15 protein-coding genes and 1 pseudogene are annotated in these 14,733 nt (G+C 31.2%); 15 read left to right on the forward strand and 1 reads right to left on the reverse strand.

The features are described from left to right. Window positions 1-131: 131 nt before the first annotated feature. The 15 genes and pseudogenes from ACREVU_RS07050 to ACREVU_RS07120 all read left to right on the forward strand — a co-directional run bounded on the left by ACREVU_RS07050 (window position 132) and on the right by ACREVU_RS07120 (window position 13,208). Window positions 132-905, forward strand: coding sequence for a CAP domain-containing protein (locus tag ACREVU_RS07050; RefSeq protein WP_431550908.1), 774 nt, complete (start codon window positions 132-134; stop codon window positions 903-905). 228 nt (window positions 906-1,133) lie between these two features. Further along, on the forward strand, window positions 1,134-1,595 hold the full coding sequence (locus ACREVU_RS07055; RefSeq protein WP_431550909.1) for a pyridoxamine 5'-phosphate oxidase family protein: 462 nt from the start codon (window positions 1,134-1,136) through the stop codon (window positions 1,593-1,595). 82 nt (window positions 1,596-1,677) lie between these two features. Next, window positions 1,678-2,520 carry a CPBP family intramembrane glutamic endopeptidase gene (locus ACREVU_RS07060; protein ID WP_431550910.1) on the forward strand — a complete coding sequence of 281 codons (843 nt, stop codon included), beginning with the start codon at window positions 1,678-1,680 and terminating at the stop codon, window positions 2,518-2,520. Window positions 2,521-2,807: 287 nt separating this feature from the next. Then, a complete protein-coding gene (locus tag ACREVU_RS07065; protein WP_431550911.1) occupies window positions 2,808-3,839 on the forward strand; it encodes a glycosyltransferase family 4 protein in 1,032 nt (343 codons plus the stop codon). 4 nt (window positions 3,840-3,843) lie between these two features. Then, window positions 3,844-4,833 carry a lysylphosphatidylglycerol synthase transmembrane domain-containing protein gene (locus ACREVU_RS07070; protein WP_431550912.1) on the forward strand — a complete coding sequence of 330 codons (990 nt, stop codon included), beginning with the start codon at window positions 3,844-3,846 and terminating at the stop codon, window positions 4,831-4,833. Between the two features lie 70 nt (window positions 4,834-4,903). After that, window positions 4,904-6,088, forward strand: coding sequence for a glycosyltransferase family 4 protein (locus ACREVU_RS07075; RefSeq protein WP_431550913.1), 1,185 nt, complete (start codon window positions 4,904-4,906; stop codon window positions 6,086-6,088). 305 nt (window positions 6,089-6,393) lie between these two features. Then, the gene (locus ACREVU_RS07080) at window positions 6,394-7,212 is read left to right on the forward strand and encodes a sorbitol-6-phosphate dehydrogenase subunit (RefSeq protein WP_431550914.1); all 819 of its coding nucleotides are present in this window, start codon (window positions 6,394-6,396) and stop codon (window positions 7,210-7,212) included. 17 nt (window positions 7,213-7,229) lie between these two features. Further along, window positions 7,230-8,102 (forward strand): helix-turn-helix domain-containing protein, encoded by an 873-nt coding sequence (locus tag ACREVU_RS07085; protein WP_431550915.1) that lies wholly within the window; start codon window positions 7,230-7,232, stop codon window positions 8,100-8,102. Window positions 8,103-8,125: 23 nt separating this feature from the next. Continuing rightward, complete coding sequence (locus tag ACREVU_RS07090) at window positions 8,126-8,926, forward strand: BglG family transcription antiterminator (RefSeq protein ID WP_431550916.1); 801 nt, start codon at window positions 8,126-8,128, stop codon at window positions 8,924-8,926. 72 nt (window positions 8,927-8,998) lie between these two features. Next, window positions 8,999-9,405: pseudogene (locus tag ACREVU_RS07095) on the forward strand (transcriptional regulator GutM). 49 nt (window positions 9,406-9,454) lie between these two features. Further along, the gene (locus tag ACREVU_RS07100; RefSeq protein ID WP_431550917.1) at window positions 9,455-10,501 is read left to right on the forward strand and encodes a glycerol-3-phosphate dehydrogenase; all 1,047 of its coding nucleotides are present in this window, start codon (window positions 9,455-9,457) and stop codon (window positions 10,499-10,501) included. Between the two features lie 69 nt (window positions 10,502-10,570). Beyond that, complete coding sequence (gene srlA, locus ACREVU_RS07105) at window positions 10,571-11,125, forward strand: PTS glucitol/sorbitol transporter subunit IIC (RefSeq protein WP_431550918.1); 555 nt, start codon at window positions 10,571-10,573, stop codon at window positions 11,123-11,125. A 13-nt stretch (window positions 11,126-11,138) separates the two neighbouring features. After that, complete coding sequence (gene srlE, locus ACREVU_RS07110; protein ID WP_431550919.1) at window positions 11,139-12,143, forward strand: PTS glucitol/sorbitol transporter subunit IIB; 1,005 nt, start codon at window positions 11,139-11,141, stop codon at window positions 12,141-12,143. A gap of 22 nt (window positions 12,144-12,165) precedes the next feature. Next, window positions 12,166-12,534, forward strand: coding sequence for a PTS glucitol/sorbitol transporter subunit IIA (locus tag ACREVU_RS07115; RefSeq protein ID WP_431550920.1), 369 nt, complete (start codon window positions 12,166-12,168; stop codon window positions 12,532-12,534). 14 nt (window positions 12,535-12,548) lie between these two features. After that, complete coding sequence (locus ACREVU_RS07120; protein ID WP_431550921.1) at window positions 12,549-13,208, forward strand: transaldolase family protein; 660 nt, start codon at window positions 12,549-12,551, stop codon at window positions 13,206-13,208. A 228-nt stretch (window positions 13,209-13,436) separates the two neighbouring features. On the opposite strand, the gene ACREVU_RS07125 is transcribed toward ACREVU_RS07120, so the two are convergent. Continuing rightward, window positions 13,437-14,567, reverse strand: coding sequence for a glycosyltransferase family 4 protein (locus ACREVU_RS07125; protein WP_431550922.1), 1,131 nt, complete (start codon window positions 14,565-14,567; stop codon window positions 13,437-13,439). Between the last annotated feature and the right edge of the window lie 166 nt (window positions 14,568-14,733).

Genomic DNA, 14,733 nt, shown 5'->3' on the forward strand with positions numbered 1-14,733 from the left:
TTAAATTACGACAAAATATTCCAAAATAACCACTAATAAAATATGCAAAACCTTCATTTAGATGATAGTATATGAATACAAAGAAAAAAACTTGCTTTGTACACTAAAATTATGAAGGTGAGGTACATAACATGAAGAAAACTCTAAGACCATTAATATTAACACTAGGTATTTTAGTATCAACAGGAATAAGTTCAACGGTATTTGCCGCAGATTGTAATGCATCAAACTATAAAGTGGTGAATACTTTAGATTGTAATACCATTAATTGTACAGCTGTTTCCGGAGAAAGTTTGAAGGATATTTGCGCTAAGTATGGTATTGAAATGCCAAAGGATTTAACTGCTACAGAGTGTTTAGCTGCTAAACCTCAGGTAAAAACACCTACAAAAGCACCAGCACCAGCACCAGTACCAGCACCAGCACCAACACCAGCATCAGTAAAAGCGACTCCTGCAAAGGTAACCCCTGCTAAGACAGAGCCTGCAAAAACAACAACTGCATCAAATTTAACTGAAAATAACAAATTAGAAAGTGAAGTAGTAATATTAGTTAATCAAGAAAGATCAAAATTAGGACTAGCTCCTTTAAAGGCTAATTCTGCACTTTCAAATGTAGCTAGAACTAAGTCAGAGGATATGAGAGATAATAACTATTTTTCTCATACATCACCAACTTATGGTTCACCTTTTGACATGATGAAAAAATTTGGTATAACATATACAGCAGCTGGCGAAAATATTGCAATGGGACAACCTACCGCAGCTTCAGTAATGAATGGTTGGATGAACTCGCCAGGACACAAAGCTAATATTTTAAGTGCAAATTTCACTGAAATAGGAGTAGGAGTAGCAAAAGATGCAAGTGGAACTATTTACTGGACGGAGCAGTTTATAGGAAAATAAATAATTTAATATAGATCTATGTCTTTTATATTGAATTTTACAATATAAGGGCATAGATCTTTTTTTATAAGCATTTTTAATGGATAATAATAGCAGTTGTACAACAAAGTTTAAAAGGAAAATTAATGCAAATTATATACAATTAAAATTGCCATTAAGTTCATAGATTATTCTATGAAGGGTATGTTACACTTAAAAATATGATATTAGAAAGGATATGAGGATATTATGAAAGCAATGAGAAGAATTGAGAGAAAAATGAATGACATTGAAGTTATGGACCTTTTAAAGACGGGTGAATACGGCATACTCTCTACTTGTGGAGAAAATAATCAACCTTATGGAATACCACTGTGTTATGTGATTATAGATAAAAATATATATTTTCATTGTGCAGGGGTAGGAACTAAACTAGATAATATTAGTGTAAATGATAAGGTGAGTTTTACAGTAGTTGGAAAAGCTAAAGTTTTACAAGATCAATTTAGTATGTCGTATGAAAGTGTAATAGCTTTTGGCCGTGCAACTATGCTTGTGGAAGAAGAAAAATATGAGCCATTAATGGAATTTATAAGGAAATATAGTCCCGAATTTATAGAAGAGGGACAGTTATATATAGATAAAGCAAAGGAAAAAACCACACTAGTTAAAATAGAGATATATAGTTTGAGTGGAAAGCATAGATTATAGAGAATATCAATTTATTGGGATAAATAGTAAGGGGTGGAGCACAGTTATTAAAAGAATATAATAAATTAGAAAGTGTGATAGAATGAAATTTTTAAGAAACATAGAAAATGGATCCATAAATATTAAGAAAATGGGAATCATTAAAGGGTTTCTTGTAATAAGTCTATCAATTTTGTTGGAGGGATTAGGACAAGTACCTCAAGAATTTTTAAATCTATTCTCTGGAAGACTTGAAAAAGCTGTGCCCTATGTAATTTTTATTGCAGGTGTATTTGTTAAATACTATGTTATTATCATTTTACTCAAGTGGCTTAGTAATTCGAGAAATGAGCAAAAACTTAAGTATCACCTGAACTCAATGAGCTTTGTTTTTGCAGCCATCATGATTATAGCATTCCGTCTGATGTTTGATAATAGTTTAACTTTGTGGGTTAGTAAGATATCAATGCCAGATATTATAAATGGAGCCCTCGAAGAGTTATCTGTTTCACCATTTATCGTAATACTCAGTGCTGCTGTGGTGGCGCCTATATATGAAGAAATAATTTTCAGAGGAATATTATTAAAAGGAATGGCTAAAAAAATAAATCCAACTATAGCGCTTGTAGTATCATCATTATTGTTTGCAGTAGTGCATTTTAATATTCCACAAGGTATAAATGCATTCTTACTAGGCCTAGTTATTGGATTTATATATTTAACAACGCAGTCAATATACCTAAGTATATTTGCACATTTCATAAATAACTTATTGGCTCTTTCAGTTTCGTCGCAGTTTGCGTTGATAGGTGAACGGTATGCTATGGAAATTCATGGAATGTTTTTTATTTTAGGAATTATACTTTTAGTGGTAGCTTGTATGGGCTATGAACAAAATAAGATTAAAAATGTACCAGACATATATACGCAATTCATAGAAATATAGATTGATTTAAATAAGTAACTAAGTTGAGCAGTCTCCACCTTAGGATAATTCATATTAATTTAAAATGCCTCTAATATATTTTAGAGGCATTTTAAATTCCTCAAGGATTAATTAAATCGTAAACTAAGGGTACTATAATAATATTAATAAAAAGTGTTATTATAAGTTTATTTTTATAGCTAGTTGGTAAAATTTAAGAAAATTTTAAGGTAACATTAATCAATATTTAATAATACTATAGTACAATAAACTTAGAGACAAGGTTAAATTAGATGGGAGTGACAATTATGCCTACTATAAACATGCTATCCTCTGCAGACAAAGTAAAAGGTCAAGGGGTTGGATCAGCATACTTAGAGCAAGTAAATTTAGTCCAAAACGGATTAGATAAAGAATATAAAGTTGTAATAAATAAAAGAGAAAGAACCGAAATAATGCATTATCATACTATTGATTTTAAACATTATTTAAGCATACCTTTTGCAAAAAGAAAAGGTGTAACAGTGGGTTATGTGCATTTTTTACCTGAAACTATTGAAGGGAGTATTAAATTACCAAATTTAATTAAAAAAATTTTTTATAAATATATTATAAGCTTTTATAATAGCATGGATTTTTTAGTTACAGTAAATCCTAATTTTATTACTAGGCTTGAAGCTTACAATATTGATAGGAAAAAAATAACATATATTCCTAATTTCGTTTCTGAAGAAAAATTCTACAAGCTTTCAACCGAGGATAAGTACATAGCAAAGGAAAAACTGAAAATTCTAAAGGATGCTTTCGTTGTGCTTGGAGTAGGACAAATACAAACTAGAAAAGGTGTAATTGATTTTATTGATATAGCAAAAAAAATGCCTGAAGTGCAATTTGTTTGGGCAGGTGGGTTTTCTTTCGGAAATATTACGGATGGGTATAAGGAATTAAAAAATAGAATGGAGCATGCACCTAAAAATATTTTATTTACAGGAATAGTTGAAAGAGATTTGATGAATGATATATATAATGTGTCTGATGTTCTTTTCATGCCATCCTATAATGAGCTTTTCCCTATGTCAATACTGGAGGCAATGAATACGCACACTCCAATACTGTTGAGGGATTTGGAATTATATGAAGATATACTATTTGACTATTACTTAAAAGAACATGATAATGAAGGCTTTATAAGGGCTATAGAAAAGTTGAAAAATGATTCAGCCTATTATGAATCTGCTAAAGAAAAGGCTATAAGAGGGCACAATTTTTATTCGAGAGAGAATGTGCTTGCTATGTGGAAAGACTTTTATAAAAAGGTATGTCGAATAAAAGGTAGGTAAGCTAATGAAGAATTACAAGTTTAATATTATTTTAGGTATAGCTTCTGGAGTTATATTTGTTTTGCTTATTATTTTCACAAATGGGTGGATGGACTTAATTCATCAAATGAAAAATTTGCAAATTCAGTGGATAATAATTGCGGGTCTTGCTATGCTGTTATATTGGGCTTTTGAAGCTAAAACCTTGCAAACTATTGTATTATTAATCAAAAAAGATTTTAAATTTAGACAAGCATTTAAAGTTACTATGATTGGGCAATACTTTAATTCAATAACTCCTTTTGCATCTGGGGGTCAGCCAATGCAGTTATATGCGCTTACAAAACAGAATTTAGGAGCTGGCAGTTCTGGCTCGATACTGATGATTAAATTTATCATCTATCAATCTGTATTAACTATATATTCCTTAATACTTATACTTTGGAAAGCAAGTTTTTTCAAAACTAGAATGAGTAATTTATTTTATTTAATAGGAATTGGGTTTGCAGTTAATGCTAGTGTAATTATATTCCTAATTATATTTTCAAAATATCGTAAATTAACGCATAAATTAATAATAACATTTTCTAAGATATTAAATAAACTTAAATTGGTAAAGGATATATCAAAATTAGAAATGCATATTAATGATAATTTAGAAAAGTTCCATGATAATATGGAGATAGTAAAACATAGTGGTGTATTAATGTTTAAAGCTGTTGTTTATACAACATGCCAGCTAACAATAATTTTTAGCATACCTTATTTTATCTATCTTAGTTTTGGTATGAGTGGTGCCAGTATAGAAAGTATGATAGCAGGAACTGCCTTTGTAATGATGCTAACAGCTTTTATACCATTACCAGGAGCTGTGGGAGGAGCAGAAGGTGCTTTCTTTATGTTTTTCAGCTTGTTTTTTGCAGCTAATAATATAATGGCTGCTATATTGTTATGGAGATTAATTACATTTTACTCTTGTATAGTTTTTGGGTTTTATGCGTTTATGAAAGAGTAAGTAAAACTTAGTGATGAATATTAAAATGAAAATTGTACATTAAAATAATAACCTTTAAAGGGGGATGATTATGAATATTGGAATTTTTACTGATGCTTTTTATCCACAAGTAAGTGGAGTAGTTACGTCTACTTTGATATTGAAAAATGAGTTAATTAGACTTGGACATAATGTAACTATTATTACAGTTGCTCACCCAGATGTAGATGAAGAGGAAGGTATCATGAGATTGCCTAGCATACCATTTTTCCTTCTACCTTCTCAAAGAGTTGGGATGATATATTCACGCAAAATTATGAATAAGATAAAAAAATTAGATTTAGATATTATACATACACAAACAGAGTTTAGTATAGGTATTTTTGGAAGAATAGTAGCTAAAAAGTTAGATATTCCTGTAGTTCATACATATCATACTATGTATGAAGACTATATCCACTATGTATCTCGTGGTATAATGCTTAAGCCTGCTTCGCAATTTGCTAAAAAGGTAAGTAAGCTATATTGTAGAGATTGCAGTGCTATAATAGTACCAACAACGAAGGTAAAAGATGCATTGCGTGAATATGGATTAGAAAGACATATTGATGTAATACCTACGGGAGTTGACATTGAACCTTTTAAAAGAAGCAATTACGATGAAGATCTTATTAAAGATGAAAAGAAATCTTTTGGAATAGATGAAACTGAGCCAGTTGTACTATTCATTGGGCGACTTGCAAAAGAAAAAAGTGTAGATATAATTATAAATAGTATGAAGGAACTAATTGTAAAAATACCAAATTGTAAGCTTCTGGTTGTTGGTGATGGGCCAGAGCGTGAAAATCTAGAAGCTTTAGCTGTGCAATTAGATATAGAAAAATCTGTGATATTTACTGGTGAAAAGCCTTGGGCAGAAATTGGTAGGTATTATCAAATGGGAGATGTGTTTGTAGGAGCATCACTAACTGAAACACAGGGATTAACCTTTACAGAGGCTATGGCGGCGCAGATTCCTGTAGTAGCAAAGTACGATAAAAATTTAGATGATTTAATTCAGGATAAAACTAACGGAAGGATTTTTTATAATGATGAGGATTTAGCTGAAATATTGTATGAAGTTTTAACAGATAAAGAAGAATGTACCACCATGGTGAAAAATGCTTATGATGGAATAGAACCATTATCTTCAAAGTGCTTTGGGGAAAATGTTGAAAAAATTTATATGGAAGTTGAAAGACAAAATTACATGCTTCAGAATCAAAAGGTAACTTAATTAGTTTATAACTCAAACTTTGCAGGAGTAAAACACTGCGAATTTTTCCGTAATATTCCATGATAATATTGTACATGATTTTGACCCACCACCTTTCCAATAATATCATAACATTGTAGATATAGCCCTTGATATAAACAAGGGCTATATTTTTATGCTTCAACTTTGCTTGTTATTTATCAAGGCTGTTCATATTAAATATGAATTAGTACAACCTATTGTAAGATTTATGAATTTATTATTGTATTAATTTTACTCACTTTATAGAATATAATAAAAATAAAGATATAGAGGGAGGTTTTTGTATGAATAACAATTCGATTAAATCCGAAAACTGGTTAAATATAGAGGGCAAGACAATAATAGTAACTGGAGGAAACTCTGGTATTGGATTACATATTGTAAATGAACTTAAAGAAAATGGTGCAAATGTTGTTGTTGCCGATATGAATGTGGAAACTGGGAAAAAAGATGGTATATACAATATAAAAACAAATGTTACATCAATTGATAGCATAAATGCTATGATTTTTGAAACGGTGAAGGAATATGGTAAAATTGACGTATTAGTTAACAATGCTGGAATTAATTTACCAAGACTGCTTGTTGATGTTTATAGTGATGAAAAAAAATATGAGATTAACGAAGATTCATTTAATAAGATGACGGCAGTTAACCAAAAGGGAATTATATTTGTAACACAGGGTGTTGTTAGAGAGATGCTAGCTAAAAAGGTTCAAGGAGTTATAATAAATGTTTCTTCTGAATCAGGTATGGAGGGTTCAGTAGGACAAAGTTTATATTCTGCAACAAAGGGTGCTGTAAATTCCTATACTAGATCTTGGGCCAAGGAACTTGGAAAATTCGGTATCAAAGTAGTTGCTATAGCCCCTGGAATTAATGAGAAAACTGGGCTGACAACACCTGCATATAACGAGGCGCTAGCTTATACAAGAAATATAAATGTAGATCAGCTAGATACAGGATATGAAAAGAGCATTCCACTTGGACGAGTTGGAAAATTAAATGATATAGCAAATCTAGTAACTTTTCTTGCTTCTGAAAAATCTAGCTATATTACTGGAACAGTAATCAATATTTCAGGTGGAAAGTCAAGAGGTTAAACAGGGAGGAGTTTAGTGTGATAGATAAAAAAAATAAAGTCTTGGACTGCAATGACATAATTAATAAATTTGACCAAGATAAAAACTATAGATATCTAAGTAACCCTACAACTCCTGCTGATTTCAATGATTTGAATTGTAGGATTGCGTATTTATTGGATCAACTAATAAATACGGAAAATTACCTTAATATCATGGATCTCTCAGAAGAAATGAATGTTAGCAGAGGTACTGTAAATAATGACCTAAGAAAAACAAAAAAACTCTTAAGAAAATATAATGCTGAAATTTTGGGAGTTACAAACAAGGGTATTAAGTTGAAATGCAGTGAATTTAGTAAACGATTGGTACTTATCTATGAGGTGTTTGATTACTTTCAATGTAATATCCTCATAGACAATAAAACCATCAATCTTTTGGAAGCACTAGCTGATTATTACAAGCTTGATAACCAAATGGAACTGCTTTTTTATAAGTCAACAATTGTAACTATTGATAGATTAAAAAAAGGAATGGCGCTCAAAAATCCAATTCCTATGTATAAAAATTTTGAAATTTACAGTAAAGAACTTAAGGGTTTTATTATGGAAATTGAAAATATTTATAAAATTGAGCTAAATTATGAAGATGTTGATTTTATATCATTTCCTATTAACACACGAAATTCTGCACATACTGGTAATATAGAAAATACTGTAAATCAAGAAATGTTACTGCAGATTGTTAAACAAATGCTTGATAGCATAAGGGAACGATACATGATTGATGTTAATGTGAAGGCTTTTTATAGTAAGGTAAGGTATCATCTGTTATTTTTAATTAACCGATTAATATTTAGAATTCCTGTAAACGATATTTTTCCGACCAAATCAAAATTAGATTTCCACTAGCTTTCGAATTGGCAAAAATATCAATGAGTGTCCTTGAAAAACAATATTGTCTCATGGGCACGGAGATTGACATAAGTTATCTTGCTATATATTTCGCCTTAATTTTAGATGAAAGGAAAGTTGATTCTAAAAGTAATAATAGTGATGGAAATATTGCTGTTGTGACTAATGGTGGGAGAGGTACTTTTGAACTTATAAGAAAACAGTTACAAGAGATAATAGGATTAAATTCTCACATTGATTTATTGACTGTTTCAGAACTTAAAACTAAGAATGTATCTAATTATGGATTGATTTTTAGCACAGAAGACATTATAAGCGATGTGCACTTGCCTATTATAAAAATAGGCGGAATTATTGATCAAGATTCTCTTACCCAAAAGCTCAACGAGCTTAAAAAGAAGAATATTGAACCAATTGCCAACATAATGAAACTAGAGAATCTTAAAGTATTATACTTAGATGGTAAAATAAGCTATATAGATAATGTGAAAATAATTACAGAGTACCTAATTTGTGAAGAGAATGTTTCTAGTGATATATATAGTATATTTAAGAAAAAAGACAATTTGAGTTCTATGATTTATGAAAATGGAGTTGCATTTCCTCATTTAATAGATAAAAAAATAAATAACCTTAACCTAACCATAGGGATTATAAAATCTAACCTAGAAAAATTAAAAATTATCTTATTTTTGTTAATACCTGAAAATATGAATAATCAGCAAGAAACTGCATTGTTAAAAATCTATGACGAAATATTCACCATAATAAGTGATAAAAGGCTTGTTATAAAACTTCAAAATATAGAGAGCATCTCTTGAGTTGCAATTATTTCATGAAAGGAAGTTGATAAGATGACGTTTAAATTTATGCTTATACTCGGTGTAGCCGTAATGGTATCCTTTGCCTTGCAATATTTTTTAGGATTTAAGCAAATCAAACGTTTTAATGATGAATATATAAAAATAAGAAAGGAAGGCAGAGTAGCTATAGGGCGCGTGCTGGTAAAATTCAATCTGGTACTATAATACTTTTTGCACTAGATAAAGATGATAGAATAAGATATGGGAGAAAAATACAAGGCACTACGAACTTGGCTAAATTTAAGGACTTTAATGCATTTAATGGTAAAGAAATTGGTGAAATCACATTGAAAGATGAGGAAATGAAGAAAGAGATAAAAATCACACGTAAGGCAGTAATGGATGCTGTTAATAGCTACAATATCATCAAAGGTGGTCAAATTATTCCTGAAAAGAAATCACCATTCGGAAAAGTATATGAAAAATTGGTTCATTGATATTTTAATTTACAATTAATTTTATAAATATTTTAATAGGAGGTGTATTATGAAAATTATAACAGTTATTGGAGCCGGTCAGATGGCCTCTGCTTTATCTTTTCCTGCAATTGAAAATGGTAATAAGGTGAGGTTAGTTGGTACACCACTAGATAGAGGTGTTATTGATTCTGTAAAGACTAAAGGGTTTCATCCTACATTAAAACGTCAATTGCCGAGTACTGGAATTGAGTGTTATCAAATCGAAGAAGTAAATAGTGCATTAGAGGGAGCTGATGTTGTTATATGTGGTGTTAGTAGCTTTGGTGTTGATTGGTTTGCAGAAAATATATTGCCTATAATACCTGAAAATATTCCTGTTCTTTCAATAACAAAAGGAATGATTGATTTAGAGGATGGAAGTATGATTACTTATCCACAATACTTTGAAAGCAAGCTACCAGCTAATAAAAAACTTTCTATTAATGCTATAGGCGGTCCGTGTACTAGTTATGAACTTGCTGATAAAGATCATTCTGTAGTTGCATTTTGTGGACATGACATAGAAACCCTCAGGATGCTTAAGAGTTTGTTTGAATCTCCATATTACCATATAAGTCTTTCTACAGATGTTGTAGGTGTTGAATGTGCTGTAGCGCTAAAGAATGCTTATGCATTGGGTGTATCGCTGGCTATTGGACTAGCTATTGGACCTGACGGCTTAGGACAAGAGCATTATAATTCGCAGGCAGGACTTTTCGGACAAAGTGTAAAAGAAATGAAACATCTTCTTGAAATAGTTGGTGGTGGTGACGAAAATATTATATTATCTGCTGGTGATCTTTATGTAACTGTTTTCGGTGGACGTACTCGTAAAGTTGGAACTCTGCTTGGACAAGGCCTTTCAATTGAAGAATCTATTAAACGGTTAGAGGGAGTAACACTGGAATCAATAGTCATTGCAACACGTACTGCACGGGGTGTGCGTGCTCTTGCAAAAAGAGGGGTTGTTAAACTTAGTGATTTCCCACTGCTAATACATGTTGATAATATCATAAATGCGGGTGCTACTGCAGTTGATATTCCATGGTCATCTTTCGAATCAGAAAAAATATAATGGTGAAATATTAATCACCTTATAGATAATACTTATATTAAAATATAATAAAAAAAAGGGGTGCATAAAATGGATTTAACTATTAAGATTGCAGAAGGATTTATAGGATTGTTTAAAGTAGGATCAAAAACCTTCCTAAGCTGGATGACAGGCATTGTACCATTAGTATTGTTGTTACTCGTATTTATGAATACTGTAATTAATTTGATTGGTCAAGAGAAGGTTAATAGGTTTGCACAATGGGCTTCTAAATACTCTTTAATGAGAAATATGGTACTACCTTTTGTTGCATCATTTACATTATGTAATCCAGCAGCATTTACTTTAGGAAAATTTTTACCTGAATTTTATAAACCTAGTTATTATGCAGCTGTTGCACAATATTGTCACACAAGTAGCGGTATATTTCCACATATTAACCCAGGTGAGTTATTTCTTTATCTTGGAGTTGCAGCTGGTATAACAACTCTTGGTTTAAGTGTTACTCCACTAGCAATAAGATATCTTCTTGTTGGATTTGTAATGAATGCTGTAGGTGCATACGTCACTGATTTTACAACAGCATATGTTTGTAAGAAATCTGGCATTAAATTAAGTAAAGTAGCTAAAGTATCTAAATCATAAGGGGGGTAAAATAATGAGTAAATATAATAGTATAAGAATTGAAAAAGGTAAAGGCGGATGGGGTGGACCTTTTGTAGTGACACCTACTGATCAAAAAAATAAAATTGTGTATATTGTTGGTGGAGGAGAAAAACCGGCAATTGTAGATAAAATAGTTGAGTTAACAGGAATGGAATCAGTAAATGGATTCAAAACTTCGGTTCCTGATAACGAGATAGCTTTAATAGTTATTGATTGTGGTGGCACATTAAGATGTGGAGTTTATCCACAAAAGGGCATTCATACTGTAAATATTATTCCAACAGGAAAATCAGGTCCTTTGGCGAAATATATTACTGAAGAACTTTATGTATCTAATGTTGGAATAGACCAAATTACATTAACAAATGAAACAGGAAAAGCATCCAATTCTTTTGATAGCAAGAACGAAGTACCTAAGAAGTCAGAATACTCAACTGACAAGAAGCTAACTGCACAAAATGCTGAGAAGGGAAGCATTATTGCTAAGTTCGGTATGGGCGCTGGTAAAGCAATTGCCATAATGTTACAAGCTTCAAGGGAAGCTGTTCAAACAATGATTAATACAATTATACCGTTCATGGCATTTGTTTCAATGTTAATTGGTATCATCCAAGGGAGTGGAATTGGAAATGTTTTTGCAAAGGTTATGTCACCACTCGCTGGTAATGTATGGGGATTAATGCTTATTGGATTCATATGCTCATTGCCTATCCTTTCACCATTGCTAGGACCTGGTGCTGTTATTGCACAGGTAATAGGAACTCTAATTGGTGTTGAGATAGGAAAAGGAAATATAAATCCGAACTTAGCATTACCTGCATTATTTGCTATTAACACACAAAATGCTTGTGACTTCATTCCTGTTGGATTAGGTCTAGAGGAAGCTGATCCTGAGACCGTGGAAGTAGGAGTACCATCAGTATTATACTCAAGATTCTTAAATGGAGTACCACGTGTATTTGTAGCTTGGGTAGCAAGTTTCGGTTTGTATCGATAGATTAAACAAAAGGGAGAATTAAATGATGATTTATACTACACAAGTTAAAGAAATTGGTCTTAATGCAAAAGAATTTTTAAATGAAGAAATTATAGTGTTGTTCGGATTTAATGCTCCGCCTGACCTAAAACCATATTGTTTTCTCATTGATCAAAATAATCTAGAAGAATCTATTGAAGTTAACGATAAGTTACTTATAAATGATGATAGTTATAAAATTATTGCGGTTGGTGATCAGGTCAACAAAAACTTGAAGGATTTAGGTCATATTACAATAAATTTCAAGGGCGATATAAGTAATTTGATGGCAGGTTCCTTATATGTTGAAAAGAAAGAAATAAGTAAAATTGAGGTAGGGACAAAAATTATTATTGAAAAAAACAACAATTAGAAAGGAATGATACTATGTTTTTAGATACAGCAAATATTAACGATATAAATAAGTATATGAAGACCGGTGTATTAAAAGGTGTAACAACAAATCCCACAATTCTTCTTAAAGAAAATATAAATAGGTTTAAACAGATAGAAAATATTCTTGGAACTAATACAGAACTCCTATTTGTTCAACTCGTTGGTGACACATTAGAAGAACTTTGCGACGATTATGAAAACCTCAAGAACATCGATGGCTGTAAAAGAATTGCATATAAGGTACCTATAAATCTTGTAGGGCTAAAAGTTGTAAATAGAATTAAAGCTGATAATCCAGAAACTATTGTATTAGGTACAGCTATTTACTCAGCGGATCAAGGAATACTAGCTGCTTTAGCTGGTTGTGATTATGTAGCACCTTATGTAAATAGAATGTCAAACAACAATATCAATCCCTTTAATGAAATTTCAAAAATGAAATCATTCTATGAGGATAGAGAGCTTGATTGTAAAATTTTGGCGGCAAGTTTCAAGAATACTAACCAAATACTAGATGCATTAGAAGCTGGTGCAGATACTTGTACCATTCCAGCTGATCTCTTCAAACAGATGGCTAACAAGAATTTAGCCTTAAATGCTATTGAAGTATTTAATAAAGATGGACGAAAGCTAGACGAGATGACAATATAATTATTCAATATCATTAATGATGGGCTAGAACATGGGAGGATTAACAAATATAACCAGATTGTTGATATAAAAATTTCTTAACCCTTTTAAACCATGTAGATAAACAGCAGTATGAAATATCTCTGGAGTGAATTGTAATGCAAAGCTTAAAACCGGAATTTCTAAATAAAATTTCCGGTTTTAAACTTGTTTGCAAGGTGCATAGAGGAAATTTCATGCTTTTTTTAATTATGAAAGACATTCTCTATTGTACACACTCTCATAAACTTTAAGAGTATTGAGTGCAGTATTTTGCCAAGAATATTCACTAGCTCTTTTTAATCCTTTAGAACTTAATTCTGATCTTAATTTTTCGTTACTAAGTAAGTTGCCTATGGCCGACGATATTTCTGAGATATCATAGGGATTTATTAGAATTCCACCATCTCCGACTACTTCTGGAATAGAGGTAAGGTTAGAAGCTATTACAGGCGTGCCACAATTCATTGCCTCTAGTGGAGGGAGTCCAAAGCCTTCATAAAAAGATGGGTATATAAAGGTGTCACAAGAGTTATAGAAAATAGGTAAATGTTCTTCTGGCACAAAACCAGTAAAAATAACATGAGAGTCTAGTCCGAGTTCATGTGTAAGTTTTAATAATTTTTGGCTGGAGTCTTTATACCCACCTACTATAACTAAATTATATTTTTTTTCTAAATCCTTATATACTCTAGAAAAAGCAGTTAAAACAGAACTCACATTCTTTCTTTCACTAAAACCACCTAGATAAAGTATAAATGGGTCTGTTAAATTATACATATCTTTTAGAAAATCTTTGCAAAGGGTTTTGTCTAAAGGAGCATATTTTTTATCTGCGGCCAGTGGTGTTACAAAAATCTTGCTTTCATCTATAGGAAAAAATTTAAGAATATCACGTTTTGAAAATTCGGATACAGTTATTATTCCATCACAGCCTCCTATAATTAAGGGCATTTCTTTTAAAAATTTCAGTAAATATCCTTTTCCTACTGTTTCGGGCATTACGTATGGAATTAAATCATGTATAGTGATTATTTTCTTGCAAGAAATTTCTTCAGAGAAACCTATACCATTTTGTGGCATATGATATATGTCTATTTTTTCTTTTAATATATTGGCTGGAAAATAATAATCCTCAAAAAAACGTTGATGTTTTTTGGAGGTCATTACTATTTTGCAGTTTTCTCTTTTTATAGTTTCATAATTATCACCTGACCAAAAGACATGGTAGTTATTTATAATATCTATGTTAATTAAGTTTTTAAGTACATTTTCTGTATAGGTACCTATCCCAGTGCCACTATAAAAATTGATACCCCTAGCATCAATTGCAATCCTCATAGGATTCACTCCTCAAAATTATTAGAAAAAAATTGTACATAAAATTTGAAATCCCATTGAAAAGATTATATATATTAATATACTGTTTTGTATTGAAAAGTGTGCTATTTAAGCAAACATAATTGTGCACAAATTATTCGGTGGCCTCATATACTACAATAGAACA

The sequence above is a fragment of the Clostridium sp. genome (assembly GCF_050717535.1).
In the GTDB taxonomy this organism is placed as follows: Bacteria; Bacillota; Clostridia; order Clostridiales; family Clostridiaceae; genus Clostridium_AD.